27 protein-coding genes are annotated in these 25,250 nt (G+C 60.0%); 8 read left to right on the top strand and 19 right to left on the bottom strand.

What is annotated here, in order from left to right:
* Positions 1 to 78 precede the first annotated feature (78 nt).
* Both tviB and G3256_RS11955 read right to left on the bottom strand, forming a co-directional pair.
* Positions 79 to 1,356, bottom strand: a complete 1,278-nt coding sequence (tviB, locus tag G3256_RS11960; protein ID WP_169641036.1) for a Vi polysaccharide biosynthesis UDP-N-acetylglucosamine C-6 dehydrogenase TviB — start codon at positions 1,354 to 1,356, stop codon at positions 79 to 81.
* Between the two features lie 137 nt (positions 1,357 to 1,493).
* On the bottom strand, positions 1,494 to 2,288 hold the full coding sequence (locus tag G3256_RS11955) for a nitrilase-related carbon-nitrogen hydrolase (RefSeq protein ID WP_169641035.1): 795 nt from the start codon (positions 2,286 to 2,288) through the stop codon (positions 1,494 to 1,496).
* Between the two features lie 287 nt (positions 2,289 to 2,575).
* Here G3256_RS11955 and speB point away from each other — a divergent pair, with 287 nt between their 5' ends.
* Both speB and G3256_RS11945 read left to right on the top strand, forming a co-directional pair.
* Positions 2,576 to 3,556 (top strand): agmatinase, encoded by a 981-nt coding sequence (gene speB, locus G3256_RS11950; protein ID WP_169641034.1) that lies wholly within the window; start codon positions 2,576 to 2,578, stop codon positions 3,554 to 3,556.
* A gap of 1 nt (position 3,557) precedes the next feature.
* The gene (locus G3256_RS11945) at positions 3,558 to 4,340 is read left to right on the top strand and encodes an MBL fold metallo-hydrolase (protein WP_169641033.1); all 783 of its coding nucleotides are present in this window, start codon (positions 3,558 to 3,560) and stop codon (positions 4,338 to 4,340) included.
* Positions 4,341 to 4,427: 87 nt separating this feature from the next.
* Here G3256_RS11945 and G3256_RS11940 read toward each other — a convergent pair whose 3' ends face one another.
* From G3256_RS11940 to G3256_RS11915, 6 genes are read right to left on the bottom strand one after another with little or no spacing between them, the layout of a single operon-like run.
* Positions 4,428 to 5,171 carry a hypothetical protein gene (locus G3256_RS11940; RefSeq protein ID WP_169641032.1) on the bottom strand — a complete coding sequence of 248 codons (744 nt, stop codon included), beginning with the start codon at positions 5,169 to 5,171 and terminating at the stop codon, positions 4,428 to 4,430.
* Entirely contained in the window at positions 5,168 to 5,785 is a 618-nt protein-coding gene (locus tag G3256_RS11935; protein WP_169641031.1) for a cysteine hydrolase family protein, read from the bottom strand. The genes G3256_RS11940 and G3256_RS11935 overlap by 4 nt, the downstream gene beginning before the upstream one ends.
* A gap of 17 nt (positions 5,786 to 5,802) precedes the next feature.
* Positions 5,803 to 6,600: an ABC transporter permease gene (locus G3256_RS11930; RefSeq protein ID WP_169641030.1), complete on the bottom strand. Its 798-nt coding sequence runs from the start codon at positions 6,598 to 6,600 to the stop codon at positions 5,803 to 5,805.
* Positions 6,597 to 7,583, bottom strand: coding sequence for an ABC transporter permease (locus tag G3256_RS11925; protein WP_169641029.1), 987 nt, complete (start codon positions 7,581 to 7,583; stop codon positions 6,597 to 6,599). Before G3256_RS11925 ends, G3256_RS11930 begins: the two co-directional genes overlap by 4 nt.
* Positions 7,580 to 8,647: an ABC transporter ATP-binding protein gene (locus G3256_RS11920; RefSeq protein ID WP_246227581.1), complete on the bottom strand. Its 1,068-nt coding sequence runs from the start codon at positions 8,645 to 8,647 to the stop codon at positions 7,580 to 7,582. Before G3256_RS11920 ends, G3256_RS11925 begins: the two co-directional genes overlap by 4 nt.
* Before the next feature lie 5 nt (positions 8,648 to 8,652).
* Positions 8,653 to 9,735: an ABC transporter substrate-binding protein gene (locus tag G3256_RS11915; RefSeq protein WP_169641028.1), complete on the bottom strand. Its 1,083-nt coding sequence runs from the start codon at positions 9,733 to 9,735 to the stop codon at positions 8,653 to 8,655.
* Positions 9,736 to 10,039: 304 nt separating this feature from the next.
* On the opposite strand from G3256_RS11915, the gene G3256_RS11910 reads away from it, so the two are divergent.
* The 4 genes from G3256_RS11910 to otnK all read left to right on the top strand — a co-directional run bounded on the left by G3256_RS11910 (position 10,040) and on the right by otnK (position 13,861).
* Positions 10,040 to 11,116: an isopenicillin N synthase family dioxygenase gene (locus tag G3256_RS11910; RefSeq protein WP_169641027.1), complete on the top strand. Its 1,077-nt coding sequence runs from the start codon at positions 10,040 to 10,042 to the stop codon at positions 11,114 to 11,116.
* Entirely contained in the window at positions 11,113 to 11,568 is a 456-nt protein-coding gene (locus tag G3256_RS11905; protein WP_169641026.1) for a hypothetical protein, read from the top strand. The genes G3256_RS11910 and G3256_RS11905 overlap by 4 nt, the downstream gene beginning before the upstream one ends.
* 146 nt (positions 11,569 to 11,714) lie before the next feature.
* Complete coding sequence (ltnD, locus tag G3256_RS11900; protein ID WP_169641025.1) at positions 11,715 to 12,611, top strand: L-threonate dehydrogenase; 897 nt, start codon at positions 11,715 to 11,717, stop codon at positions 12,609 to 12,611.
* The gene (gene otnK, locus G3256_RS11895) at positions 12,611 to 13,861 is read left to right on the top strand and encodes a 3-oxo-tetronate kinase (protein ID WP_169641024.1); all 1,251 of its coding nucleotides are present in this window, start codon (positions 12,611 to 12,613) and stop codon (positions 13,859 to 13,861) included. Before ltnD ends, otnK begins: the two co-directional genes overlap by 1 nt.
* A gap of 3 nt (positions 13,862 to 13,864) precedes the next feature.
* On the opposite strand, the gene G3256_RS11890 is transcribed toward otnK, so the two are convergent.
* From G3256_RS11890 to G3256_RS11840, 11 genes are all read right to left on the bottom strand, one after another.
* Entirely contained in the window at positions 13,865 to 14,395 is a 531-nt protein-coding gene (locus tag G3256_RS11890; RefSeq protein WP_169641023.1) for a Hint domain-containing protein, read from the bottom strand.
* A gap of 102 nt (positions 14,396 to 14,497) precedes the next feature.
* Entirely contained in the window at positions 14,498 to 15,493 is a 996-nt protein-coding gene (locus G3256_RS11885) for a type II secretion system F family protein (protein ID WP_169641022.1), read from the bottom strand.
* Positions 15,494 to 15,503: 10 nt separating this feature from the next.
* Positions 15,504 to 16,538 (bottom strand): type II secretion system F family protein, encoded by a 1,035-nt coding sequence (locus tag G3256_RS11880; RefSeq protein WP_169641021.1) that lies wholly within the window; start codon positions 16,536 to 16,538, stop codon positions 15,504 to 15,506.
* 1 nt (position 16,539) lies between these two features.
* Positions 16,540 to 17,922 (bottom strand): TadA family conjugal transfer-associated ATPase, encoded by a 1,383-nt coding sequence (locus G3256_RS11875; protein WP_169641020.1) that lies wholly within the window; start codon positions 17,920 to 17,922, stop codon positions 16,540 to 16,542.
* 41 nt (positions 17,923 to 17,963) lie between these two features.
* The gene (locus G3256_RS11870) at positions 17,964 to 19,175 is read right to left on the bottom strand and encodes a CpaE/TadZ family protein (protein WP_169641019.1); all 1,212 of its coding nucleotides are present in this window, start codon (positions 19,173 to 19,175) and stop codon (positions 17,964 to 17,966) included.
* 19 nt (positions 19,176 to 19,194) lie between these two features.
* Positions 19,195 to 19,848, bottom strand: a complete 654-nt coding sequence (locus tag G3256_RS11865; RefSeq protein WP_169641018.1) for a TadE/TadG family type IV pilus assembly protein — start codon at positions 19,846 to 19,848, stop codon at positions 19,195 to 19,197.
* The gene (locus G3256_RS11860; RefSeq protein WP_169641017.1) at positions 19,845 to 20,336 is read right to left on the bottom strand and encodes a TadE/TadG family type IV pilus assembly protein; all 492 of its coding nucleotides are present in this window, start codon (positions 20,334 to 20,336) and stop codon (positions 19,845 to 19,847) included. Before G3256_RS11860 ends, G3256_RS11865 begins: the two co-directional genes overlap by 4 nt.
* Before the next feature lie 5 nt (positions 20,337 to 20,341).
* Complete coding sequence (locus G3256_RS11855; protein WP_169641016.1) at positions 20,342 to 21,925, bottom strand: pilus assembly protein TadG-related protein; 1,584 nt, start codon at positions 21,923 to 21,925, stop codon at positions 20,342 to 20,344.
* Between the two features lie 36 nt (positions 21,926 to 21,961).
* A complete protein-coding gene (gene cpaB / locus G3256_RS11850) occupies positions 21,962 to 22,744 on the bottom strand; it encodes a Flp pilus assembly protein CpaB (protein ID WP_281359605.1) in 783 nt (260 codons plus the stop codon).
* 58 nt (positions 22,745 to 22,802) lie between these two features.
* Positions 22,803 to 22,979: a Flp family type IVb pilin gene (locus G3256_RS11845; RefSeq protein WP_169641014.1), complete on the bottom strand. Its 177-nt coding sequence runs from the start codon at positions 22,977 to 22,979 to the stop codon at positions 22,803 to 22,805.
* 76 nt (positions 22,980 to 23,055) lie between these two features.
* The gene (locus G3256_RS11840; protein ID WP_206040732.1) at positions 23,056 to 23,229 is read right to left on the bottom strand and encodes a Flp family type IVb pilin; all 174 of its coding nucleotides are present in this window, start codon (positions 23,227 to 23,229) and stop codon (positions 23,056 to 23,058) included.
* Positions 23,230 to 23,888: 659 nt separating this feature from the next.
* Between G3256_RS11840 and G3256_RS11835 the strand changes: the two genes are divergently transcribed.
* Together G3256_RS11835 and G3256_RS11830 are read left to right on the top strand one after the other, a co-directional pair.
* Positions 23,889 to 24,731 carry a helix-turn-helix domain-containing protein gene (locus tag G3256_RS11835; RefSeq protein ID WP_169641013.1) on the top strand — a complete coding sequence of 281 codons (843 nt, stop codon included), beginning with the start codon at positions 23,889 to 23,891 and terminating at the stop codon, positions 24,729 to 24,731.
* Complete coding sequence (locus tag G3256_RS11830) at positions 24,728 to 25,213, top strand: A24 family peptidase (protein WP_169641012.1); 486 nt, start codon at positions 24,728 to 24,730, stop codon at positions 25,211 to 25,213. The genes G3256_RS11835 and G3256_RS11830 overlap by 4 nt, the downstream gene beginning before the upstream one ends.
* Positions 25,214 to 25,250: the final 37 nt, after the last annotated feature.

The raw sequence follows: 25,250 nt of genomic DNA, 5'->3' as shown, positions 1-25,250 counted from the left end.
CGGTTTGTGCCGCCTCAAAATCGTGCAGAAGGGCTGTTCTGGTCCCGTAAGACTGCCGTGCAGCCGTCGGATTTTGCATCAGAGCCGCAGGTCACTTTCACTCGGCGGAAACACGCTCTTAAGGTCAAAAAAGACATGTTTTGCCTTGGCATATGACCTTACGGCACCCGGGCCTGCTTTGCGGAAAACATCGTGCGCGACTGCCAGAATCACCGCGTCATAGGCGCCTTGTTCGGGATCTGAGACAAGGGTGATTCCATATGCCGCGGCTGCGTCGCTGTCGCTGACCCAGGGGTCGGTCACATCGACCTTAGCGCCGAACTCCCCGAGCTCGCGGATCACATCCACAACCCTGGTGTTACGCATGTCCGGACAGTTCTCCTTAAAGGTCAGTCCCATCACAAGCACCCGCCCGCCATGCACCGGCAGTCCACGCCGGAGCATCGCTTTGATCAGCTCGCCGGCGACATATTTTCCCATGCTGTCATTCAGCCTGCGCCCCGCCAGAATAATCTCAGGATGATAACCCATCTCCTGCGCCTTATGCGTCAGGTAGTAGGGATCGACACCGATGCAGTGCCCGCCGACCAGCCCGGGGCGGAACGGCAGGAAATTCCATTTGGTCCCCGCCGCGCGCAAAACAGCTTCGGTGTCTATGTCCATGGTCCTGAATATCATCGCAAGTTCGTTGACCAGCGCGATGTTGAGATCGCGTTGCGTGTTTTCGATGACCTTTGCGGCCTCTGCGACACGGATGCTTTCAGCCTGGTAAGTGCCGGCGGTGATGATCGTTGCATAAAGTGCGTCAATCAGGGCCGCGGCCTGCGGTGTCGACCCCGATGTAACCTTGCGGATATCCGGAAGACGGTGCTTTTTGTCGCCGGGGTTGATGCGCTCGGGCGAGTAGCCTGCGTAAAATCCCGTATTGAACGTCAGACCGGACACCTCTTCGAGCACCGGCACACAGACCTCTTCTGTCGCGCCGGGATAGACAGTGGATTCGAATATGACGATATCACCCTGTGAGAGGTGCCGCCCGACCAGGTGACAGGCCAGTCTCAGTGCACTGAGGTCGGGCCGTTTGCTGTCATCCACCGGTGTGGGCACGGTGACGATAAAGGTATTGCAGGCCTCAAGATCGCTTTCATCCGTGGTAAATCTCAGCCCGGTCGCGGCGCGCAGATCATCGGTCTCAACCTCGCGGGTGCGGTCGATACCGCCCTGCAGTTCAGCGATACGTCCTGCGTTGATGTCAAAGCCGGTCACCGTCCGGGTTCTGCCGAATTCTACTGCCACGGGCAGCCCGACATATCCAAGTCCGATCACGGCAGGCTTGAGGTCGTTCAGACTGTGCACTGTTTGAGGTCTCCGTTAAGGTCGGGGCAGGTCCGGGCGTCTCTTCTGCCAGAGCCTTAATACGGGCGGCCCGTCAGTTCAAACAAGGTCTGGCGGCCCGGTTTCGTCGCGCGGCAAACGCGCGTGCCGCGCCATGCCTATTGCGAGGTCTCACTGATGTCCTTCAGATAGGGGTTCACCTCGCGGACGTGATCGTATGCTGCAGGATCGATATCAGCAAAAAGCAGATCAGCATTTTCCGCTGATGCCGAGGCGAGCACAGTGCCATCCGGGGCCGTGACCGATGACATCCCCTGAAAGGTAAAACGCTCGTCCGTTCCGCAGTGATTGGCATAGACCACAAAGATACCGTTCTCAAAGGCACGAACCGGGATCATCCGCGTGGCGGTAAAGGCCCCCGAGGCACCGGCCGGCAGGGCGGTCGGTACCACGACCATATCCGCGCCGGCGAGTGCCAGGCGGCGGATGTTTTCCGGAAACTCGATGTCGAAACAGATCAGAACGCCGATTTTCAGGCCCTGCCAGGCGAAGAGCACCGTCGAGGGGCCGTCGCTGGCAAAGATGCCTTTTTCATACCCTCCGTAAAGCATCGCCTTGCGGTATACCTGTGGCGCGGCGGGCGTGGCGCCGTCGTCGGGGCAAAGGACCATGGCGCTGATATAGCAGGTGTGTCCTGAGCGTTCCGGAAATCCGGCAACGAGTGCTGTGCCGGTTTCCTGCACGACCTTATGCAACCGCCTGTACCAGGGACCACCAGACTGCTGCGCCAGATCGCGCAGCACCGGACCGCGGCCATATCCCGACAGCGCCAGTTCCGGCGCCACAAGCAGCCCCGCACCGGCGGCTGCCGCCTCGCGCAGGGCTGTCTCAATGGCATCAGCCCGCGCGTCCGGCGCGATACCGGCCGGCATCTGATAGAGCGCTGTTATCACCAGGTGTCTCCCCCCGTACTGACCCGCCGCAGAAGGGCAGCGGGCGTGTTACCCTTGCATGGTTCGCAGGCGCCGGTCTATGGGCGCGGCCCGGTCAGGGGCCGTCTTTTACAGTGGCGTCCGTGATCGGCGGCCGCTGAACTGACGCAGGATTAATCAGCGCAGGGCCCGCAACCGCGCCAATGCTGCAGATGGCCGCATCGCCGGCGGGTTTGGCGGTGACATGCCCGGGCGCGGGGCGGTAAGGTAGGCGAGGCAAACCGCCACCTGTGACCTCCTCAGCAGACATGACTGGACAGCTCTTGCGTTACACCTCTCCCTCGACCCCCGATCAGTTTGCACCGCGGTTCTCGCAGATCGCCACCTTCATGCGCGTCCCCGTCGCAGAGACCATCGGCGAGGCGGATATCGGCCTTTTCGGCGTGCCCTGGGACGGCGCGCTGACCAACCGACCCGGCACGCGCCACGGGCCGCGCGAGGTCCGCAACCAGTCCACGCTGATGCGTGCGATCAACCATGCCACCCGCATCAACCCGTTTGAGCTCGCCCGCATCCGCGACATGGGCGATGTGCCCTTTACCCGCATGTTTGAGGTTGAGGCCTCGCATGACGAGATCGAGGCCTTTGCCGCGATGCTTGTGGCTGAGAATGTGTTGCCGCTGGCCATTGGCGGTGATCACTCCGTCACACTGCCGCTGCTGCGTGCGATTGCAAAAGAGCCGGTGGCGCTGATCCATATCGACGCGCACGCCGATACCACCGACAGTTTCCAGGGCTCGAAGTTCAATCACGGCGCGCCCTTCCGCCGGGCGACCGAAGAGGGGCTCATCGATCCCGCAAAAACCATTCAGATCGGTATCCGCGGCACACAGAATACCTCCGATGGCTGGGATTTTTCGGCCAGTGCGGGCATGCGTGTGGTCTTTTGCGAGGAGCTCCACGACCGCGGTCCGCAGGCCATCGCCGATGAGGCCCGCGCGCTGGTGGGCGATACACCCGTTTATCTGACCTATGATATCGACAGTCTTGATCCGGTTTATGCGCCCGGCACCGGCACGCCGGAGATCGGTGGAATGACCACCCATCAGGCACAGGTACTGCTGCGGGGCCTGCGCCACCTCAACTACGTCGGTGCGGATCTTGTAGAGGTCTCGCCGCCCTTTGATACGGGCAATGTGACATCGCTGGCCGGGGCTGCGCTGGCCTATGAAATTCTGTGTCTGCTGGCCGAAGTGCGCGCAGGTAGCGCCACCGGAAAGGAAGACTGACATGACCCTTCCCGTAGACGCAGACTGGTATCGTCACGAAGAGCTTGATGCGCGCACCGTGCTGATTACCGAGCCGCGCGTGCATCCGATCTTTTCTGCCAATATGCATCTTGTGCTGGGCCGCGACAAAGATCTGCTGATCGACAGCGGCATGGGGGTTGCTCCTCTGAAGCCTTTTGTGGATGCGCAGCGGCCTGATCCGGGCAAGCCGCTGATCCTGCTGTCCACCCATACCCATGTCGATCACATTGGTGCTGCGCATGAATTCGCCACGCGTCTGGTCCATCCTCTTGAGGCGGCAGAGATGGAGGCGCCGTCGGAGTATTCGCTGCGCAGCGATGCCATCCCTGATCGCTTCCGGGCGCTTTTTGAAGAGGCGGGCTATGAGGCACTCTGGCCGCTTTTGATCGATGCGGTCCCGCACGAAGGTTATGACCCCGACGGCTGGCGGCTGCAGGGCGCTGTCCCCACGGGGACGGTGGAGGAAGGCGACGTGATCGATCTGGGCGACTGGCAGGCCGAAGTCCTGCATCTGCCGGGCCATTCGCCCGGGCAGGTCGGGCTGTTCCACCACGACAGCGGCACGCTTTTCGGGGCGGATGCGATCTATGACGGGCCGCTCATCTATGATGGCCCCGGCATGAGCATCCCGGATTACGCCGCCACGCTGCGGCGCATTGCGGCTCTGCCGGTGATCCGGGTGCACGGCGGGCATGACCCTGCATTTGGCAAAGCGCGTCTGGATGAGATTGTGACAGAATATCTGCAACGCTGGGGCGCCTGAGGCACGGTTGGTTAATCGCTCGCCCGGGACGGGCGGCTGACAAACTGCCCGGGACGGGCGGCTTAGAAACTGCCCGGGACGGACGGTTCAGGCGTCTACCGGAACCTGCACAGGATCGAGGGGCCGCGCCGTCTCACGCCCGTCAAAGGCCAGCGCGTGCCATGTGAAGCCATCACCGCGTTCCAGCGCCACATGGCCTTCGTGCAGCGGATTGGTTGAGAGCGCCGCAATACCAAAGCGGCCATCCCAGTGGCCCAGCAGATATTCGCTCTCGAACTGCGCATGCAGGGCCGCGTCATTCCGCTCTCCGGCTGCAAGTGCCGCGCGAAAAGCGGTCGTGTCGCCCGAAGGTACAGGCCCTATCGCAAGCACAAAGAGCGATCCGCTGTCGATGAGCAGACCCGTCTGTGCTCCCGCGCGCACCGGGTGCACCTGCGGCGCCGGCATCTCCTGGCGCCGCCAGAGTTCGCGGTATTCCGAGAGCACGCCATCCTCAATGAGCGCGCCGTCCACGTCCCACCACATCTGCCCGATATCGGCCTGCGGTGGTACACCGTGCCAGTTTATATGACGGTGCCAGGTGCACCGCCCGTCCTGTACCGTAGTGTGGCCCGCAAAGCCTTCGGCCTCCAGCAGGCGGCTCAGATCAAAGGCGGGCAGTTCGGCAAGCGCACTCAGACCGCGCACGTCCGGCCGCTCGGCAGGGATGCGCAGATCCGCAAAGAGATCGCCCGCCTGCAGCCAGTGCACCTGCGTCGTATAATCTTCAAAGCCCGGCGCGCGGATCCACTCCCGGTGCCAGTGCCCCTGCAGTGCCGCCTGACCGGTCATGCCGCTGCCCTCTGCCAGGTGGCCATCGCCGCGATGATTGCATCTGCGTTCTGCAGTGCGCCGGTCTGCAGGTATTCCATCGCGTTGAGCGAGGCCTGATGCGCCTCGGGCGAAGAGCCGCCCACACAGTCCTGCACGACCCGGCAGTGGTAATCATGCTGATGCGCGTCGACGAAGGTGTAATGCACGCAGACATCCGTCTGACAGCCCACCAGGATCAGCGTCTGTGCTCTGAGTCCTTTCAGCAGGATTTCCGTCTCGGTCCCGAAAAAGCATGAATACCGCCGCTTGTGCACAAAGTAATCGGTGTCGCGCATGTCCATCTCTTCGGCGGCGACCGGTGTGCCGGGGCTGTCTTCCATGCAGTGCACGTCCTCATCCCCGTCAAGCTCCCGGCCGAAATCGACCATATCGCGGCGGTGGATCTCCTGAAAAAAGATCACCGGAATATCGTTGTCATGGGCGGCATCGACGACGGTGCGCGCGCGGGCGATATTCTCCTGCCAGCCCGGCATGTGCGGGATGGGCCGGTTTTCCATTGTCTGAAACGCGGATTTCTGGATGTCGATCACCATAAGGACCGGGTTGCCGACGATCAGGGGCTGGCGGGGCATGGCATTTCCTTTTTTTGCTATTTGCGCGACGGGTCCGCGCCCATCAGGCGCGGCAGATCTCCGAACCGCGCCACGGCGGAAAAGACGATCACCGAGACCACGATAAAAGTAATCGCGGCCACCGCCATTGTGGGCGTAAAGCCGTTGCGCAGTGAATTGAAAATCTGCAGCGTCACGGTCGCGTATCCGGAGGCGGAGACAAAGAACATGACGATGAATTCGTTGAAACTGAGTACCAGGGCAAAGAAGAACCCCGAGAGGGTATAGGGCACCATCTGCGGCAGGATGATCGTGCGGAAGGTGGCGGCGGGCGTGGCGCCCATGGTCGCCGCGGCGTCAAGATGCGCGCGGTCGATCGATTGCAGCCCGATGGAGATCGTGACCAGCGGCAGCGCCATAAAGAGCACCGCATGACTGATGACGCCCGACCAGATTTCCCCCAGGCCGCCCGAAAACCCCCACATAAAGCCAAGGCCCACACCGAAGACGATGGGCGGCAGCGCAAAAGGCATGGCACCCAGACCGGCCAGCAGTTTAGAGGCCGCGCTTCGGCGTTTCCACACCCCATAGGCCACGGGCCAGGCGATCAGCACCGCAAGAGCCGCGCTGCCGAAGGCGATGATGACCGAATTCACAAGCGCGTTGCGCCAGACAGGTTCGTGCAGGAAAAACTCCGCAAAGCGCGTGAGCGTCGGATCCTGCGGCGGAAAGAGCATGGAGCGCCCGCCGTTGAGCGCAGAAGCGCAGACCACCAGAATGGGCAGCACGATCACGAAAGCTGCAAGGGCCATGAACCCATGGGCAAAAACCTTCATGCCGTGACGCCTTTGCGGTTCACGAGGATCTGCCCCAGCCAGAGGCAGATGCCGCCTGTGATCAGAAGGATGACCGCCTGAGCCGCTCCGAAGGGCGCGTTCAGCGTCGAGCCGCGCACGGCTTCATAGACCGATACCGCCAGCGTCTGTTTGGCGGGCTCGGCAAAAACCGTAACCGAGACATAGACGCCGAGCAGGAAGACAAAGAGCAAAAAGAGCGTCCCGATGAGCGGCAGCCGCACGCTGGGCAGGACCACGGTGCGCATTACCGTCCAGGGACCGGCCCCCATGGTGCGTGCAGCTTCCGTCATCGACGGATCAAGCCGCGACAGTGCGGGATAGAGCAGGATCACCGCATAGGGCCAGACCAGATAGGACATGGTCAGAATGGTCGCAAATTCGGAGGTCTTGAATTTCACATTGCGCGGGTTGGCCATGCCCCATTCGCGCAGCACATCAAACCAGCCCGTAACCTTGAGCCAGTCGGTCACGCCGGTCTCGCGCAGCACCATCGGCAGGCCGGAGCGGTTGGAGAGCAAAATGTCCCAGCCCATGACGATGAACACTTCTGAGAGCGACAGCGTGGCAAGGAGGAACACGAGCCAGCGGCTTTGGGCCGCACGGCTCATGCGGGTCATGAACCATGTAAAGGGAAAGGCGGTCAGCACGGCGAGCGCTGCGGCAATCACCGCATAGTAAACTGAATACCAGAGCCGGGTGAGGTAGAGAAACGTTGTGCTTTCAGGCCAGGAGGCGCCGACGAAAAACCGCTGGTAGTTAGCGCCGGTAAAGCCAAATGCCCAGGCCGCACCTTCGATTTTCTGACCGAAGGAGATGACGATGACCAGAACAAAAGGCACGACACATAACGTCAGGATAAGCACCCAGAGGACTGTCTGAAAAAGATCGGGGCGCATGATGGATCTGCGCGATCTGCCACTGGTCCCGGAGGAGGCAAGTGAGGGGGGATCGACCGCACTCATGCGACGGCCCGGGCCTTGTCAGAAGGGTAGATATAGAGACCGCCCGCCGGCAGGTGCACTTCGGTTTTCTGCCCACGTGTGAAAGTGCGCGCGCCTTCGCCGATGGCGTATTCCACCACCATGGGACCGAGGGGCGTTTCGAGGTGAATGTCACGCGTGGGTCCCACGTCGCGCACAAAAGTGACCTCTGCCGGTACCCGGTTGCTCTCGGGCATAACCTCATCGAGACAGGCCTTTTCCGGGCGGATCACCACGGTGACCGGCGAGCCGTCGAGGTATTTCTGCGGCCCGGCTTCCAGGGAAAGGCTGCCTGCCGTGATCCGGCCACCCCGCATCACGCCCTCAAAGAAATTCGCGCGCCCGATGAAGTTGGCGACAAAGGGATTGCCCGGCTTGTGGTAAATATCCTGCGGCGCGCCGGTCTGCTCGACCCGCCCGTCTGACATCACAACGATATTGTCGGCCATGGTCATCGCCTCGCGCTGGTCATGGGTCACAACGACCGTGGTGATGCCCAGCCGCTGCTGCAGCATGCGCAGTTCGACCTGCATCGCCTCTCGCAGATTGGCATCGAGCGCTGACATCGGCTCATCGAGCAGAAAGACCTCAGGTTCCTGTGCCAGCGCGCGCGCGATGGCAACCCGCTGGCGCTGCCCACCGGAAAGCGCGCCGATGGCCCGGTCGGCAAAAGGGGTAAGCTGCACCAGATCCAGCAGACGCGCCGCAGTGTCATGCGCCTGCGCTTTCGGCACGCCCGCGATGGTCAGCGCATAACAGACGTTCTCGCGCACATTCAGATGAGGAAAGAGCGCGAAGTTCTGGAAAACCATGCCGAATTTCCGCTGATGGGCGGCCTGGCGGGTCAGGTCGCGCGGGCCCAGCATGATCTTTCCTGCGGTGGGGTCTTCGAGCCCCGCGATGAGCCGCAGCAGCGTGGTCTTGCCACAGCCCGAGGGGCCCAGCAGGGCAGTAAGCTCGCCGTGGTTAAACGTCAGGTCCACGCCTTCGACGGCGCGGACCTTTCCGTAGTCTTTGCGGACCTTATGAAGGGTCAGATTGTCCATGGCACTCAGGCGGATGCCAGCATCTTGTCCCAGGCTTCCTTGATGAAGGTCTCATTGTCGAGGTAAGCCTCATAGGCGGGCTGAATGGCCGGAGTGCCGGACACAAACGAGAACTCTTCGTCAGTCAGATCGGTTTTTGACTGTGCCACCAGAGGTGCTGTACCGATTTTGCGTGACATCAGCGCCTGGGTCGCGGGATCTGAGGAGAAGTTGATGAATTCCGCCGCCTCATCGGCCTTTTCCGAGAGTGCCGAGAGGCACCAGGAGCCATAGCCGATTGGGTTGCCCTCTTTGGGGAAGGTCGAGCGGATCGGGAAGCCGTCCGCAGCCATAAGCTGGGCCACATCGTGGAAATACATGCCGCCGACCACGTCGCCGTTTTTCATCGACTGTTCCATCTGGCTCTCGGCGGTCCACCAGAGCGCCACATTGGGCTTCAGCTCACCGGCTTTTTCGACCATGGCGAGGATGCCCTCGTTGGTGTCAAACGTGCCCGCTCCCTCAAAATAGGTCGCCGCGATAATGTCGAGCAGGTTGCCGCTGATCAGTTTGCTGAGCCCAAGGCTGCTTTCAAAACGGCTGCTGTCCCAGAAATCCACCCAGGAGGTAGGGGTGTCCACCTCGTCGGGGTTCACGACCATCGAGGTGAACCAGGCCATGGCGCCCACACCGATCACGCCGGAGCTGTCCTCATAAAGGAAATCTTCCTCCATATTCGATGCCGCAGGGATATTGGACATATCAAGCGGCGAGACCAACTCGCCGATACGCGAGGATTTGATCAGCGCATCGCGGGCATAAAGCGACAGATCTGTGGGCACCGAGCCCGCCGCGGATGCCTGCTGCATGGTGACGAGCCAGTCTGCGGAGTTCGGCTGTGTGACGCTTTCGATGGTGATGCCGGTGGCTTCGGTGAAGGCGGGATAGACGAATTCCTTGAAGCTGTTCTCAAAATAGCCGCCGTAAGAGCCGACTTTGAGACTGCGGCTCTGTGCGATCAGCGGCGTGCCAAGAACACTGCCCATAGCGGCAAGGCCACCCATGCCGGCTGTGGATTTCAGGAGCGTACGGCGATTCAGTTTTGTCATTTTTCAGTTCCCCGGTTTTTTTGCGGATCACGACCCGGAATGTTTGCGGGCGTGGGACGAATTGCAGGCAGGCCTGCGCTGTTAAGCATTCATTCATATCTGACGGCGCTCAGGGGCCGGTTTTCTGCACCGCTGCGCCTTGCCGGGATTGTTTGGTCAAAAATCAAGCAGTGCGACCCCGCTGCGCGGCAATTTTCAGCATGGGGCGAAAGGAAAGGCGGCACTGTTGCGATCTGTCTTGCCGCGCGCTCCGGCACCGCGTCACGGTTGGACAGCCTTCGCATTTCACACCGGGGAGTATTCAATGAGCACGACACTCACTGTCGATCAGACTGCGCTGAGGATTGATCAGGCGCAGCTGCCGGTCATCGATCTGGGCGGGCTTCGCACCGGCGAGCGCGCAGATAAAGAGGCCGTCGCCCGCGCGCTGGGCGAGGCGGCGCGCGCTTCGGGCTTTTTCTATATCACCAACCACGGCGTGCCGGCGGACCTGGTGGAAAAGATGTTCGCCGCGTCCCGCGCGTTCCACGAAAAGCCGCGCGGTTTTAAGATGAAATACTGGTCAGGTTTTACAACGCATCACCGTGGTTACGTGCCGCTCGAGGAAAACGGCACCGATTTCCCGAAGCGGATAAATTTCAACGAAGCCTGGGATATGTCTTATGAGGCGCCCGCAGATCATCCTGATCACCTCGCCGGCTGGCGCATGACCGGACCAAATATCTGGCCCGATATTCCGGGCTGGAAGGAAACGGTTTCCGGTTATTACGAGGCGGTCTTTGATCTGGGAATGCAGATGCTGGATGCGCTGGCCATCGAGCTCGGTGTTGATCCTGCAGACCTTACGCAGCACATCACCAACCCGACGTCACAGCTGCGCCTTTTGCGCTATATCGAAAACGATATGCCCGCCAGCAAAGACACCGTTGGCATCGACGCGCATTCTGATTTTGAGTGTTTCACGATCCTGCTGCAGGGTGCGCCCGGGTTGCAGGTCATGAATGCCGATGACGTCTGGATCGAGGCCGACCCGATCCCGGGCTGTTTCATCGTGAACATCGGTGACATTTTCGAGACCTGGTCCGGCGGGCAGTTCAGATCGACACAGCACCGGGTGAATAACATCGGCCATGAACGCTATTCCTTTCCGCTCTTTTTCGGGCTCGATTACCACGCGGTCGTCGAGCCGCTTGAGAAATTCCGCACCCCTGATACGGTGGCCAGATACCCGCCGATCAAAGCCGGCGAACACCTGATGCGTATGTCGGTAAACGCCTTTCGGTACATGGCGGAGGCGCGCGCCAGCGGAGAGCTTATCCTCGATTTTGAGGTGCCTGATGAAAATCCGTTTAAAAGAGAAGCAAAGCCGGCGGCCGAATGAAACCACATCCTGATTTTGAGAACATCGACGTGCCGCAGGTTTTCAGCCTCGCAGACTATCACCTGAAAATACTGACAAAGGCTGATCTCGACGAAGATTACGCCGCTGTCATGAACTCAGCTGCGGTACTCCAGGGGCTCTTTGACCCGCAGTGGCCGGTGGGCATGACCCGCGACGAGGACCTGACGGATCTGGAGTGGCATCACCGCGAATTCACTGCGCGGCGCTCTTTTGCATGGGTGATCCGCGACGCCGCAGGCGGTTATCTGGGCTGTGCCTATCTTGCACCTGATATCGGAACCCGGGGCAGGGGTGCGGCTGTCTGGTGGTTTACCGACACGCCCGGGCGCATGGCGCATCTGTCCGCCTTTGGCCCGCTCTATGAACACTGGCTGCGACAGATGCTGCCAGAGACCTACCAGCTTGACCTGCACAGCAACGCGCACCTCTGAGTGCGCTGCATCGGCCGGTCCCTGATCCGCAGTCTCTAAGGCAAAGCGGATTATGCGCTGCAGTCTGGTCCGGACTGCGGTGATGTGTCATCACTTGCACAGACGTAAAACGCACCTGACACCCACCGCAAAGGATACCCCCCGGAATGTCGTCAAAAATTGCTGTCATCGGCCTTGGTTCTATGGGGTATGGCATCGCGCAATCCGCCCTGCGCGCGGGCAATACAACGCACGGATTTGATATCAACCCGGATGCCGTGAGCCGGTTTTCGGGCGAGGGGGGCGCGCCGGGCGGGCTTTCGGATGTTGCGGGCACGCTTGATGTTGTGGCGGTGGTCGTCCTGAACGCGCCCCAGACTGAAGCGGTGCTGTTCGGCTCAGATGGCATTGTGGCGAAGATGAAGGCCGGCGCCGTGGTGGTGGCCTGCGCCACTGTGCCGCCGGAATTTGCCCGCCGCATGGAGGCGCGGTGCTCGGAAGCGGGCGTGCATTATCTGGATGCTCCGATTTCCGGCGGCTCGGTCAAAGCGGCGAGCGGAAAGCTCAGTATCATGGCCTCGGGCAAAGCCGAAGCCTTTGCGGCGGCGCGCCCGTTTCTGGATGCCACGGCTGAAACGGTTTTTGAGCTCGGGGAGGCCGCCGGTGCGGGCTCTGCGATGAAAGCCGTAAACCAGTTGCTGGCGGGTGTGCATATCGCCGCCATGGCCGAGGCGATGACCTTTGGCATGACCCAGGGTGTCAGCCCCGAAACATTTGCTAAGGTCATCCCCAGATGCGCCGGCAGCTCCTGGATGCTGGAAAACCGCGCACCGCACATTGTGGCGGGCGATTATACGCCGCATTCATCGGTCGACATCTGGCCCAAGGATCTGGGCATCGTGCTCGACATCGCGAAATCCGCGAAATTCGGCGCACCGCTGACCGCAGCAGCACTACAGCAGTTTCTGGCAGCCTCCGGATCCGGTCTCGGGGCCGAAGACGATGCCGCTGTGGCCAAGGTCTATGCGCGCAATGCGGGCCTCAAACTGCCGGGAGAGGGGTGATGCTGCTGGGCTGTATCGGCGACGATTTCACCGGGTCCTCTGATCTTGCAAACACGCTGTCCAAACAGGGCATGCGCGTGGTGCAGTACACCGGCGTGCCGGAGGCGCCGGCCGCAAGGGACGTAGAGGCAGGTGTTGTCGCCCTTAAATCCCGATCGATCGCACCAGCCGATGCAGTCGCACAGTCGCTGCAGGCCCTGGACTGGCTGCTGGCGCAGGGATGCGAGCAGATTTTCTTTAAATACTGCTCCACATTCGATTCCACGCCCGAGGGCAACATCGGACCGGTCGCCGACGCGCTTGCCGAACGGCTTGATGCGCATAAGGTCATTTTCTGCCCGGCCTTTCCGGGCACCGGGCGTTCGATTTATCAGGGGCATCTTTTTGTCGGAGACGTGCTGCTCAGCGAAAGCGGGATGCAGAACCATCCTCTGACCCCGATGACCGATCCCGATATCCGCCGGTGGCTCGCGCATCAGACGGTTCACGCGGTGGGCCATGTCAGTGCCGCGCGCGTTCTGCAGGGCGCAGAGGCGATCTCCGCCGCTCTCACGGCAGAGCATGAAGCGGGCCGGCGGATGATCGTTGTCGATGCGCTTCAGGATGCGGACCTGATGGAAATCGGCGCGGCTGCTGCGGGGTTGCCACTGATCACCGGTGGCTCAGGTGTGGCGCTGGGACTGCCACGCAATTTCGCGCGCGACGGGCGCATTGCAGGCACCGGTAGCGCCTGGCAGGGGCAGGCCGGAAAATGCGTGGCGCTGTCCGGGTCCTGTTCGCGGGCAACCCGCGACCAGGTCGCCCTGCACAAAAAGAGCCATCCGGCCTTTGAGATTATCGCGGCCGACGTGATCGGGGGAGACCTCACAGCAGAGCAGGCGGCATGCTGGCTGATGGATGCAGACGGCATCCCGCTCGCCTACAGCTCCGCAGACCCTGAAGTGGTCAAAGAGGTGCAGGAAAAATACGGGCGCGAGGCCTCCGCCAAAGCGCTGGAGGACTTCTTTGCGGAAGTCTCGCGGCGACTTGTGGCGGGGGGCATCACAAAAATCCTGACCGCGGGCGGTGAAACCTCAGGGGCCGTCGTCGAGGGTCTTGATCTGACAACCCTGGAAATCGGACCGGAGATTGACCCCGGCGTGCCGGCACTCAGGGCGGGGCCGGATCTGGTGATTGCCCTGAAGTCCGGCAATTTCGGCGCACCTGACTACTTTGGCAAAGCGGCTGCTGTTCTGGGGCAGGGCGCCTGAGGATCAGGGAGAAACTTCCCACCAGAGCCCGTCGATGCTGACCATCACCGGCTCGCCACAATGGAAGAGATAGTAGGTGAAACCCGACTGCGGCTTTGCCGCGATGCCGTTGCGCCCGATCAGCCCGCCGGCCTTGCTGACCGCATCAGACCCGGTACGTCCAGGCATGCGCAATGCCTGTCCCGGCGAGATCATGATATCGGTTTCAGGCGTCATTCCGTTCAGCGCGCCTTTCGGAATGGCCACCGGATTTGCCTTTGGATGCAGCGATAAAAATCGCGCGTCCAGCCGGATCTGGTCGACCCACTGCACTTCCACAAAGCGGCCGCTTGAGGTTTTGACCGGATCACGACGGCGCAGTGCTTCGATCGGCAGCGCGCCAAAGGATGTCATCACGCGGCACTTCGGCCCGAAGCCGGGCTTGTACCAGGCAAGTGTCTCCGGAGCTGTGCCGACCGGGCGTACCGCGGGTGCAGCTTCGGCCTGACGCATCACACTGCTCAGCATGGAAAGGTCGTTATCCTCAAGTTCCATGGGGTCCTCGTTAACATAATACCGCGAAAAAACAAAACGATCCCGGTAAAGGGCAGAAATGCGCGGGCCCGCCTGCGATTGCCGGCAGGCCCAGACGCTTACTCAGTTTGCCGCAAAGTAGTTAACATAGCGGATAACAACCGGGCCGAGCGACAGCATCAGAATGGCGGGCAGCATCAGCGAGGCCATAACTGCGGACATCTGTACCGGCAGCTTGTTGGCCTTTTCCTGAGCTTTCAGCTCGCGTGTCAGACGCATCTCTGTTGCATAAACAGTCAGTGCGTCCGCAACCGAGGTACCGAACTGAATGGACTGCAGCACCACATTGGCAAAAGACATAACCTCTTCCACACCTGTGCGCTGGCCCATATTCAGCAGGGCGCGGTCTCTGTCGCGTCCGGCCTGAATTTCGCTCTGCGCGATCAGCAGCTCTTCTGCGATATCGGGGGCAACCGAATGGATCTCGGTGGCAACCCGGGTCATTGCCGCATCAAATCCGAGACCGGCTTCCACAGCGATCTGCAAAAGATCGAGTGCGTTGGGAAAAGCTTCCTCGATTTTGCGTTTACGCTCATTGATGCGTCCTTTGAGCCAGGCTGACGGGCCGTAGAACCCCAGCGTGGTCAGCATCGCCAGCGCTACTACCAGATGCAGGGTGGACGCAGAGCCAAGCATGCCGCTGATGCTGCCCGGCAGCCAGGGCACACCGGCATTGGCCAGCGCAATCAGAAGCGCCAGTGTGCCGGGAAGACCGACCGCGAGGACAATCCGTATCAGGTAGAAATTGGCAACCGCTCCCGGCCCCCGGAAACCTGCACTCGCAAGTGCTTTGGTGACCTGAAACCGTTCGCCGTCAGATTTCGGGCTGAAGGCGCCGACCAGCCCGGTGGGCTCGGCCTGAGCCAGCTTGATCAGGTCGCTTTTGTAGGTAACGGCCGGACCCTTTGAATTGGCAGCGATACGTTCCGCTGCCGGGGTTCTGTCGGTCATGGCCTTACCGATGCCGAAGACTGCAACCAGACTGCCTACACCAACGCCGCAGAGCAGAAGGAAGGAAGTGGTATCAAGGCCGAATGAAGTGAGAAATGCGTCGAACATGATCTTCTCCTCAGATGCGGAAGTTAACGAGTTTGTGGAGTGCGACAGCATTCGCGACCACAAGCAGGACCACGGTGATCGCCACGGGAACAAACAGCGGTTCATCCATCACGCCACCGTAATAGTCTGGCGAGCCGATCGAGGTGAACAGGAAGATCGCCACCGGGATTACGGACAGGATGTAGGCGGACATGCGGCCTTCGGATGAGATCGCCTTGATCCGCCGGCGCATCGAAAGGCGGTTCCGGATGACGCGGCTGAGTGTTGCGAGGATGGCCGCCAGATCACCGCCTGAGCCGTGCTGAATGCCGATTGACACAGACAGGTACCGAACGTCCTCAAGGTCGATGCGGTCGGCCATTTCGGCAAAAGCATCGGGAAGATCATCACCGTAAGCAATCTGGTCCATCACGATGCCGAACTCGGAGGCAACAGGATCAGACATCTCATTGGCCACACTGCGGATCGTGGTGTTGAGCGGGTGACCCACTCTGAGACCGCGTGCCATCAGCTCAAGCGCATCAGGCAGTTGCCGCACAAAGTGCTCCATCCGTTTCTGACAGGCCGATTTGACCAGCAGCAGCGGGAAGACACCAAAGAGCACCACGCCGACCGTGACACCGATCAGTGGTCCGAAGACCATGCTGATCGTGGCGCCGAACACCAGGACACCGGTGAGACAGCACATCACAAAAAGCGACGGCGAGATCGTCATACCGGCCTTTGTCAGCGCTGTCGGAAGATCTCCGACAATGGGCAGTCTGCCCAGAATACCCCGTTTGGCCTGGGGTTTGAGGATGGCGAGGATTTCCTCGGTGGATTTGCCGGCGTCCATCATCTGCATGCGGCGGCTTTTGGCCTCGGTGCGGTTTTCGCCCCGTGACATCAGCTGGCGCATGCCCTCGAAAGTTGTCAGGACACCGACAAAGATACCCACGTACATCATCATCTGTACGTTGAGGGTCTCCCCGCTCATCATGTCTGCAAGGAAGTATGGATTGACCGAGAACGGCTCAATGCCGAGAAAGGAAAGGTCGATAAGCATGTCAGGAACCTCGCTTGAATGACATCTGCGACATATCTACGCCGGCTGCCTGCAGAGCAGTTGCCGCCTGCGGGCGAATGCCCGTCGCTTCAAATCCACCCAGGATTTTTCCGTTTTCGTCTTTGCCGGTTTTCTTGAAGACAAAGATGTCCTGCATTGTCAGCACATCGCCTTCCATTCCGGTGATCTCAGAGATCGCTGTCACGCGGCGCGTGCCATCCGACAGACGGTTGAGCTGCAGCACGAAGTGAACGGCCGATGCGATGGTCGAGCGGATCGCCGCGTGCGGCAGATCCATGCCACTCATCTGCACCATCTGTTCAACCCGGCTGATCGCGTCGCGTGCCGTGTTGGCGTGAACCGTGGTCATTGAGCCGTCGTGGCCGGTGTTCATCGCCTGCAGCATATCAAAGGCTTCCGAGCCACGCACCTCGCCGACGATGATCCGGTCAGGACGCATCCGCAGAGCGTTTTTCAGCAGGTCGCGCTGTTGCACGGCACCTGTGCCGTTGGGGCTGGCGGGGCGGGTCTCAAGGCGCAGCACGTGTTCCTGCTGCAGCTGAAGTTCGGCCGCGTCTTCAATGGTCACGATCCGCTCTTTGGGACCGATGAAAGATGACATCGCGTTAAGCATGGTCGTTTTACCGGAGCCTGTACCGCCTGAAATCAGGATGTTCAGTTTGGCATCCACCAGACCGCGCAGCAGTTTGGCCGCTTCTTCGTTCAGCGCTTCGTTCTCAATCAGACGGGCCATGGTAAGCGGGATCTTGGAGAACTTACGGATGGAGACCGAGGGGCCGTCAATCGCACAGGGGCGGATGATGGCGTTCACGCGGCTGCCGTCTTCGAGGCGGGCATCGACCCAGGGCTGGCTTTCGTCGATGCGGCGACCGACACGCGAGACGATCTTGTCGATCACGCGCAGCAGGTGGCGCTCGTCGCGGAACCGGCAGGGGGATTTTTCCAGCACGCCGCGGCGTTCGACATAGACCTTGTCATGCGCGTTGACGAGAATATCGTTGATCGTCGGATCCGACAGCAGCGGCTCAAGCGGGCCAAGGCCCAGCACCTCATGCAGCAGCTCATCGACCATCAGTTTGAAGTCGTCGGAGTTCAGCGGGCGACCCTCGGCCTTGAGCACCTGGGCGACAAGATTGGACACCTCACGGCGCAGCTCGTCCTCTTCGATCTTGTCGAGAATGGCGAGGTTCAGGCGGTCGAGCAGGAAGTCATGCAGGCGGCTCTTGAGCTCAAGACGCTCTGCCATGGCATCGTCCATAATCGCATCAAGCGGATCGACGGTCGTGCCAAATCCCAGTTCGATGATTTCAGCTGTTTCGGGCTCGGGCGCTTTTGCTTTGGGGCGGGCGAATTCACGGAACATCGTTACTATCCTATCTTTTCTTTTTCTGACTGGGGTACTGATTAAGACGCGTGGGGCGCCGAGCGGGAAGGCAGGTCGCGGGTTGTATCCGCAGCCAGGGTTCTGATGGCTTTCGCAAGCGGGCTGCGCGGGGCCAGATCAAAGACGGTCTTGCCGCGGTCGAGCGTTTCACGCGCGGGCTTTGCATCAAGCGGCACCCAGTGCAGGAAATCGCGTTCCAGCAGTTTGGTCGCCTCCTTGTGGTGCTGTGACATAAAGAGCGGCTTTTTCTCCATCGTAACAACAACTTCGATGTCGATATTCGGGCTCTCTGCGGTGTAAAAGTCGATCAGTTTGCGGCAGTTGCGGACTGCCGGCACGGTGACGTCGGATGCAAGGAACAGACGGTCTGCACGGTTCAGCACGGGCTCCATCCAGGAGACGAGCGCTGAGGGCATATCGACAACCACATAATCGTAATCACGGCAGAGCTGGTCCAGAATGGCGCTGACCTGCTCAGATTTCAGTGCATCAAGCGGCGTGAAGCGCGTGGGCGCCGGCATCACGGTAATGCCCGAGGCGGATTTTACGATGCAGTTCTGGATGTAATCACGATCGGGGATCGATCCGTCCATCGCCATGCGGTAGATGCCATCGTTTTCCTCGACATCGAGCAGGGTTGCGACAGAGCCGAACTGCAGGTCCAGATCAAGGATGGCCACGGACGCGGAAGCCTCCTTGCGGCGAAAGCCCTTTTTGTTCTGCATGGCGTCCGCCAGATTAACGGCCAGCGTCGATTTACCAACGCCGCCGCGCGAGCCGGTCACGGCCAGGATCTTGCCCTGGGTCGCTTTGCCGAGCCAGACGGCGGGCAGCTGTGCGGCCTTGCGGACGCGCCAGTTTTCAACCTGTTTGGCGAGATCCTCCTCAAGACAGCTGCGCGGGATAACATCGTCTGCGCCGGCACGGCTGAGCTTGCGGCTCTGGGCCAGTGTCAGATCATCGGTGGTGATCGCCACGATCAGCGCATTTGTCGCGCGGCCATCGGATACTTTCTGCAAAGCTGCCAGATCTTCGGCGCTGGAGGCGTCGGTATCATAAAGGATCACGTGATGCTGGGAGGCCAGCGATACAGCGGTGCCGTTCATCGAAGAAAGCGTGTCTTCCCGGGCGGTCAGACGATAGCCGTCTTCTTTCGAGAACATACTGCTGACGACGGTCGTGAGGTCTTTGTCGTCCGATACAAGAAGAATGGGTGTAATTTCTTTTGACATGATAAAGTACCTCTGCTGATTAACCGTTGTTGCCGAGGGCGAGGTCCTCGCCGGGCATGGTGACGCTGATGCTCGGGAAGGGCACGAGCCCCTCCGGAACGCCGGGATTAGCGATCCCGGTTGCAAGAGTTGCCAGCCCACCCAGCGGAGTAACAAATTCGAACTGCGCGCCTGTCAGCTCCACGGTGACTTCGGGAACATATGGTCCGCCCAGAAAGCCAAGACTGGAGTTGTACGCGTATGTAACAGTGACATCTTCGGCGATCACGGTGCTCGGCATCACGGCCGAGATGCGGGCCCAGATTTCCTGACCTGCGCCCCCGTCTGTCGCGTTCAGCGAGCAGCTGATCGTGCCGGGGTTTTCGCAGATGCCGGCCACCGAGCATGACGTGCCGAAAGCAGGCGGCGTGACGCCGGACTGAGCCGGTGCGCGGTTGTGCGTGTTCGGGACGCCCGGGCAGACCGGATTGCGCACTGCGATCACACGGGTGCCGCGCTCCATCGCCTTCTTTGTCATAATGTAATCAAAGCCGTAGCGACCGAAATCAACAATTCCGAGCAGCAGCAGCAGAAAGAGGGGAAGGACCACTGCGTATTCGATCATGGTCGATCCGTTCTCGTCGCGGCCAAAAGGACGTGCGGCGCCGGATGATTTTCTGATGAAGCGTTTCATAGTCCGAAGATCCTTGAATCTGCGTCGATGTTGCTGTTGACCGTCTCAAGACCGTCACCGAAGAAGGCAACGAAGCCGGAGAACGGGAAGGTAAAGCGCACGCTGGCCGAAACATTCGCCACGGGCACCGGATCCTGACGGTAGTCACCCGCCACACAGTTGACCGATGCGTTCAGGCCTGTGACCGTTACGGTCTGCGGAAACGCAGGGTTGCCACCGACTGCATTTTCAACCCTGGTGCGCAGCTCGGCTTCAAATCCGTCTACGTTGCCGCCTGTGTCGCAGATATCGACTGGCGCGACGCGGGCCAGATAGCGTGAGGCATCCCGTACCCCGTCCACTGCCGCCTGGTAGGCAAAGAAAATCCGGGCGCTTTCGACGATCAGAAACATGACCAGCAGGATGAAGGGCAGGATGATCGCAAATTCTGTGAGCATGACACCGTCTTCGTCCCGGCGGATGCGCTTTATGTGTGAGTTCAGGTTCATGATGATCACCGGTACAACTGGACGACGTCGTTGAAGGCACCGTTCACCTGGCTGCCCTTGCCCAGACCACCGGCCGAGCCCACAACCTCGACGTAGAACTCAAAGTTCGGCGGGTTTGTTGTGGATTCGCCCACAGGCTGGGTCAGGAAGATCTTGACGAATTCCTTGACGGGCACGTTTTTCTGAGCACCGCTGATCGGATTGGCGTCGCAGTCGATCGCGGCGGCCACAAAGAGGCGGCGGTCGATGGATGCCTGGTTGTCCGGGTCAAAGGGGATGACATTCGATGGTGCGGAGCACTGTGCCGAACCGGTCTCATCGCGGTTCTCGAAAATATCGCGGTAGGTTACGTTGCCGTCCACGTCCACGAGCGTCGCCTGACGGATCTCTTCTTTATAGATGTCATAGCGGGATGCGGTCGGGTTGGACGCGACGTAGGTCACCAGTTCGTCATACATGTAGGACGGGGCAGACACTTCAACTTCGTTGCCGTCGCTGTCCGTGGTCGTAATCTGGCCGTGGTTTGTCTCAATGTAGCCGTTCACATCCCAGAGCCCGGTACCAAAGCGGCCACCGTTAGGAAAAGAGAGGTCAGGCGGGAAGGCGATGGTGTTGTCGGTCAGCTCTGTTGCCTGACCGATGCACTGGCCATTGCCGTTCTTAGCTTTGAAGCCTTTGGCGACATGGGGGCCGGGTGCATACTCGGGATTGTTCGCGAACTGGCTCATGGTCGAGTTGAACATGTCAAAGCGGGTGTTGAAGATCGCGTTCTCGATGCCAACTTTCTGGCCGGGCTCAATGTCCACGCCGCGCTGTGTAAAGCAGGCGTTGATGTTATTCACAGCCGCGATCATGCAGGCCGTCAGCTTGGAGCCGTTAAGGCCTGCGCAGGGGCCGGACGGATCAGCCACCGATGCGGCAGTCACATCGAGGAAGCCAAAGGCACCGGGCCCCCACTGAGCACCATTGCCGCCGGAGCGCAGGAAAACCGACTGGCCGGCGTTGGCGTCAGCGCCCCAGTCCGCATCGGGAATGCAGAACATCAGCGGGGTGATATCGCAGGCATAAGTTACGAAACCTGCCACAGCGACGGCACTCACGGTGTTATCCGGTTCCGCGTTATCTGTAAGGCCTGCAAGAACGCGGGCAAATGGCAGATCCACATCACGCGGGGTGACGGTCACTTCCACATAAGCGGCCAGCTGCTGATTGTCGGTATCGAGCGGATCCGCCATACAGTTGATGGGTGCAAGATCATCCGCCGGCAGTATTTCAGTGTAGCAGAGTGAATAATCGACTGCACCGGAGAGCACATTGTTGCCCTGACCAAATGTCTGATGGCCGGATGTGAGGTTTGCAGCGGCCAGATTGGCGCGGGTGACAGAATCTGTCGCCCCGTCCAGTTCACCGGCCGCCGCGAGTGCGACATTATCCGCAAAAGTCTGGAGTTCTGTCTGAGTGGTGGCCATCCGACCCATGTCGAACACCATAGCCGCCATGCCGAACATAACCGCGAGGGACAGGCCGGCGAAAACAAGGATGCCGCCCTCTTCGTCCTGATGGAAGTCGTTCACAGATTGAAGTACCATTTTCTCAGCTCCATTGCGCATAAGTGCTTCGCTTACTTAGTAAATGCTCTCTTCCTGAATTTCGGAGATACCGCGGCGGACCCTGATGGTCGCAGCTTTGGTTTCGTCCACAACAGGAGAGACTTCACGCATCAGATCCGACAGACGAAGGCTCTCAAGCGGTTCGTCCACAGCACCGGACAGCGTCCGCAGCGACAGGCTCAGAGTGCCGGCCTTCTGGGCAAGTGCCAGGCGCTGACCCTGATCGGGTGACACCTCGACGGTTACCGTACGGGCCACCGCAGTCTCATCTGACTGCTGGTCGGCGCTCTGATCGACACCGATCACGCGGATATTCTGCAGAATAGTCACAGCGCGGATGTCTTTATCCCGGCCCTGTGTCAGAACTACGTCAACAAAATCGCCAGGCGTCACAAATCCGCCAACTGCGGTATCTGCGCCAACCTTGATCGCCATGGCGCGTGTATTGTCGCCAAGCGTCTGAACGATTGTCACTTTCTCGCCGAAAGCCGAAAGCTTGGAGTTGAGCAGCGGCTCACCCTGGGCAATCGTCGATTTAGCGCGACGCGGCTCTGCACCCGCACCACCGAGAATTTCCTCGCGGGCGGTGAAAACGCCGGGAGGCACGCTTTCAGCGGGCCATTCGATCGTCATCAGCATGTGGTTTTCGATGGCGTGTCCAAAGGGGATTTCCTGCGAAGCAGCAAGCACCCGGACGATCGAGGAATTGGCCTCTTGCGCCTGGACAGAAGATTCATTCATCACATGTCTTACTGCGTAGACCGAGCCTCCTGCTATGGAAAGCCCTGCAAGGGCCATTACTACTGATCCTAAGCGCATGGTTTATTCCTTTCGTTTCGTGTCAGGGTGCTTCAGCTCACTGCATTGTGGCTTCAGCTTCACCCAGGTTTGTATTGATGGCGCCGGAAAGCGCTCCGAGAGCGATGACGCCAACCGTGACGGCAAGTGAAATGGCAATCCCGTATTCAACCAGGGTCGCTCCAAATTCATTTTTCACCAGACGGCGGAATGTTGATTTAAGTGCAAATGTCATGTGTCACCTGAGGTTCGAGGGTGGAGGAAACGTCCTGCGGACCGGAGCAACCAGACCGCAGGACGTCGTACGGGGATTACATCAGCGCTTCGGCTTCGTTCAGTTCCCCGATGATCGCTGTGCCGAGAAGGCCCAGAGCAGTCACGCCAACGGCGACGGCCAGGGTCACGGCAATACCGTACTCAACCAGAGTCGCACCTTCATCGCTGTGACGCAGACGGACCCATGTGCTCAGAAACATATCTTTCATCGTAGTTCTCCTAGTTACTCTAACTAACGAGGACCGCGCCGTGCGGCCCCTTCTGCCGGACTGTCCCGGTATCAACAGGTGTAAGGCCTCATTTCGCGGGTCGCCTCACCACAAACGGACGGGTTTGCAACTCAAAGATGTAAAACCTGCCGGATTGGGGAGAAAATGAGGCGAAACAGGGCTGCGTGCTGCCTCAATTGGCCGGAATCATGGCGATTCTGTGTGTGAGTCGCAGAAGGTAGGAGCTGCGGGTCCGGATTGTGATGTGTCTGCAGAGATCGCGGCCGGGGTCGGGATGTGCCGGCTGGCAGCACGCCGCACCGTCGGTGCATTATTATACCGCTGCCTGTCCCCCGCCTGAACCGTCTGCAAAAGCGGTTGCGAATCTCATTCACTATAATGCAGATGAAAACGCGCCCGGGCCGGTCGGCTGCCTGCGCGCGGAGCGCCCGGTTTCCGCTTCTGTAACACTCTGATCTGTTTTGTTTATTCTGTTAACAAAAGGTAAACAGTAGGCCGTCATTCATTCATGATAATACGCATCTTCGTTGATTTAAGGGTTGGCTAAAGTTATAAATCCTTTGGTGGGGGCGTTAAGACGCAGTGGTGATTACGAGCCGTTTCAGGCGATCACTGCGTGTAAGACGCAGGTTGTTTTTGTGACCAAGTTTGATGTTCCAGATTTCTCGGGCGCTCTGCTCTCGACCATTTTTAAACCCGTATCCGGATTTGCCGCCTGTCTGCGCGGCGTGGACTCTCTCGAAGTGGGTCTGCACCAGCTCGCAACGTCGGTTGGCGCGCGCTCTGTGCTGCTCAGCCGCATGCAGAAAGATGACCGGCAGGCACGTCTCGTGGCAAAGTCCGTCGTTTCCAAAGGCGGCCTCGGCACGCTGACGCGCCCGTTCTGCGACAATGTTCTCGAAGTGAACCCCTGGGGGCTGCGCGTCGGTGCCTGTGTTTTCCGCTCGCGCCTCGACGATTTTTCTGAATCCTCACGCACAATCATTGACCGCTGGTATCAGGCCTCGGGGTGCCGGGACACGCTGGTCATGGTGCTCGAGGTCAACAAACGTCACGTTGACCGGATCGAGATGCATTTCGAGCATATCGCCGACCGCAAGACCGTCGCTTTCTGCGAGGAAATCGCCCAGGCGCTGCCGCTCTTTTATACCTCGCGCGCTCCGCAGATCATCGAAGAGGCAATCCAGCGCAACCTCAGACCGGGCCGGGCCGGTGCCGGCTCTTCCGGCGCGCCCATTCTGTCAGATACAAATCCTTATCAGCTGACCCGTTCCGAATTCCGCATCTGCCATGTGGTCAGCCGCGGCATTTCCTACAAAGCGCTGCCTGGCAAGCTCGACATCAGCGCGCACACGGTGCGCAGCCACCTGCGCAATATCTACAGCAAGGTCGATGTCAGCGATTTTTACGAGCTGTCGCACCGGCTGGTGTCAATAGATGAACGTCTCGCTTCGGGCACACGCGTGCTGATGGCTTCATGATGCTGACCGCTGATTTCATCCCGCTCGCCGTCGTCGCCCCGGTCATTCTTGCCGCCGCAGTCACCGATCTGCGCATGATGCGCATCCCCAACACCCTTGTGCTGATGGCTCTGGGCGTCTTTGTGGTTACACTGCCGTTTCTCTTTCATGATACGCATGAAATGCTCTGGCGGCTGCTGGCAGGGTTTGCGACCTTTGCCGTCTGCTTTGTGCTCTTTGCCCTGCGTGTCTTTGGCGGGGGGGATGCCAAACTCTTTCCTGTGATTATGCTTTTCGTGCCGACCGCTCTCTGGAGCGAGTTTCTGATGACCTTCAGCCTTTCGATGGGCATCACGATGGCGCTGTTTCTGCCGGTACGGCGTATGGTGCCGGCGGATATGACCGGCTGGAAAAGCCTCACGCCGGACGGACGCTTTCCAATGGGCATTGCGTTTGCAACGGCCGTGGTTGGGTTTCTGCTGATCTTTACGGGCTTTTCCTGAGACCGCTGTAAGAGCACGCCAGGCAGGGATATCCTCT

This window comes from Roseobacter ponti, from assembly GCF_012932215.1.
Lineage (GTDB): Bacteria > Pseudomonadota > Alphaproteobacteria > Rhodobacterales > Rhodobacteraceae > Roseobacter > Roseobacter ponti.
This window is presented reverse-complemented; position numbering and strand designations above follow the sequence as displayed.

Excerpts from the sequence above, each read along its gene's own strand:
- speB (WP_169641034.1), top strand. The coding sequence starts at position 2,576 with ATGACTGGACAGCTCTTGCGTTACACCTCTCCCTCGACCCCCGATCAG.
- G3256_RS11945 (WP_169641033.1), top strand. The coding sequence starts at position 3,558 with ATGACCCTTCCCGTAGACGCAGACTGGTATCGTCACGAAGAGCTTGAT.
- G3256_RS11940 (WP_169641032.1), bottom strand. The coding sequence starts at position 5,171 with ATGACCGGTCAGGCGGCACTGCAGGGGCACTGGCACCGGGAGTGGATC.
- G3256_RS11935 (WP_169641031.1), bottom strand. The coding sequence starts at position 5,785 with ATGCCCCGCCAGCCCCTGATCGTCGGCAACCCGGTCCTTATGGTGATC.
- G3256_RS11930 (WP_169641030.1), bottom strand. The coding sequence starts at position 6,600 with ATGAAGGTTTTTGCCCATGGGTTCATGGCCCTTGCAGCTTTCGTGATC.
- G3256_RS11925 (WP_169641029.1), bottom strand. The coding sequence starts at position 7,583 with ATGAGTGCGGTCGATCCCCCCTCACTTGCCTCCTCCGGGACCAGTGGC.
- G3256_RS11920 (WP_246227581.1), bottom strand. The coding sequence starts at position 8,647 with ATGGACAATCTGACCCTTCATAAGGTCCGCAAAGACTACGGAAAGGTC.
- G3256_RS11915 (WP_169641028.1), bottom strand. The coding sequence starts at position 9,735 with ATGACAAAACTGAATCGCCGTACGCTCCTGAAATCCACAGCCGGCATG.
- G3256_RS11910 (WP_169641027.1), top strand. The coding sequence starts at position 10,040 with ATGAGCACGACACTCACTGTCGATCAGACTGCGCTGAGGATTGATCAG.
- G3256_RS11905 (WP_169641026.1), top strand. The coding sequence starts at position 11,113 with ATGAAACCACATCCTGATTTTGAGAACATCGACGTGCCGCAGGTTTTC.
- ltnD (WP_169641025.1), top strand. The coding sequence starts at position 11,715 with ATGTCGTCAAAAATTGCTGTCATCGGCCTTGGTTCTATGGGGTATGGC.
- otnK (WP_169641024.1), top strand. The coding sequence starts at position 12,611 with ATGCTGCTGGGCTGTATCGGCGACGATTTCACCGGGTCCTCTGATCTT.
- G3256_RS11890 (WP_169641023.1), bottom strand. The coding sequence starts at position 14,395 with ATGGAACTTGAGGATAACGACCTTTCCATGCTGAGCAGTGTGATGCGT.
- G3256_RS11885 (WP_169641022.1), bottom strand. The coding sequence starts at position 15,493 with ATGTTCGACGCATTTCTCACTTCATTCGGCCTTGATACCACTTCCTTC.
- G3256_RS11880 (WP_169641021.1), bottom strand. The coding sequence starts at position 16,538 with ATGCTTATCGACCTTTCCTTTCTCGGCATTGAGCCGTTCTCGGTCAAT.
- G3256_RS11875 (WP_169641020.1), bottom strand. The coding sequence starts at position 17,922 with ATGTTCCGTGAATTCGCCCGCCCCAAAGCAAAAGCGCCCGAGCCCGAA.
- G3256_RS11870 (WP_169641019.1), bottom strand. The coding sequence starts at position 19,175 with ATGTCAAAAGAAATTACACCCATTCTTCTTGTATCGGACGACAAAGAC.
- G3256_RS11865 (WP_169641018.1), bottom strand. The coding sequence starts at position 19,848 with ATGAAACGCTTCATCAGAAAATCATCCGGCGCCGCACGTCCTTTTGGC.
- G3256_RS11860 (WP_169641017.1), bottom strand. The coding sequence starts at position 20,336 with ATGAACCTGAACTCACACATAAAGCGCATCCGCCGGGACGAAGACGGT.
- G3256_RS11855 (WP_169641016.1), bottom strand. The coding sequence starts at position 21,925 with ATGGTACTTCAATCTGTGAACGACTTCCATCAGGACGAAGAGGGCGGC.
- cpaB (WP_281359605.1), bottom strand. The coding sequence starts at position 22,744 with ATGGCCCTTGCAGGGCTTTCCATAGCAGGAGGCTCGGTCTACGCAGTA.
- G3256_RS11845 (WP_169641014.1), bottom strand. The coding sequence starts at position 22,979 with ATGACATTTGCACTTAAATCAACATTCCGCCGTCTGGTGAAAAATGAA.
- G3256_RS11840 (WP_206040732.1), bottom strand. The coding sequence starts at position 23,229 with ATGAAAGATATGTTTCTGAGCACATGGGTCCGTCTGCGTCACAGCGAT.
- G3256_RS11830 (WP_169641012.1), top strand. The coding sequence starts at position 24,728 with ATGATGCTGACCGCTGATTTCATCCCGCTCGCCGTCGTCGCCCCGGTC.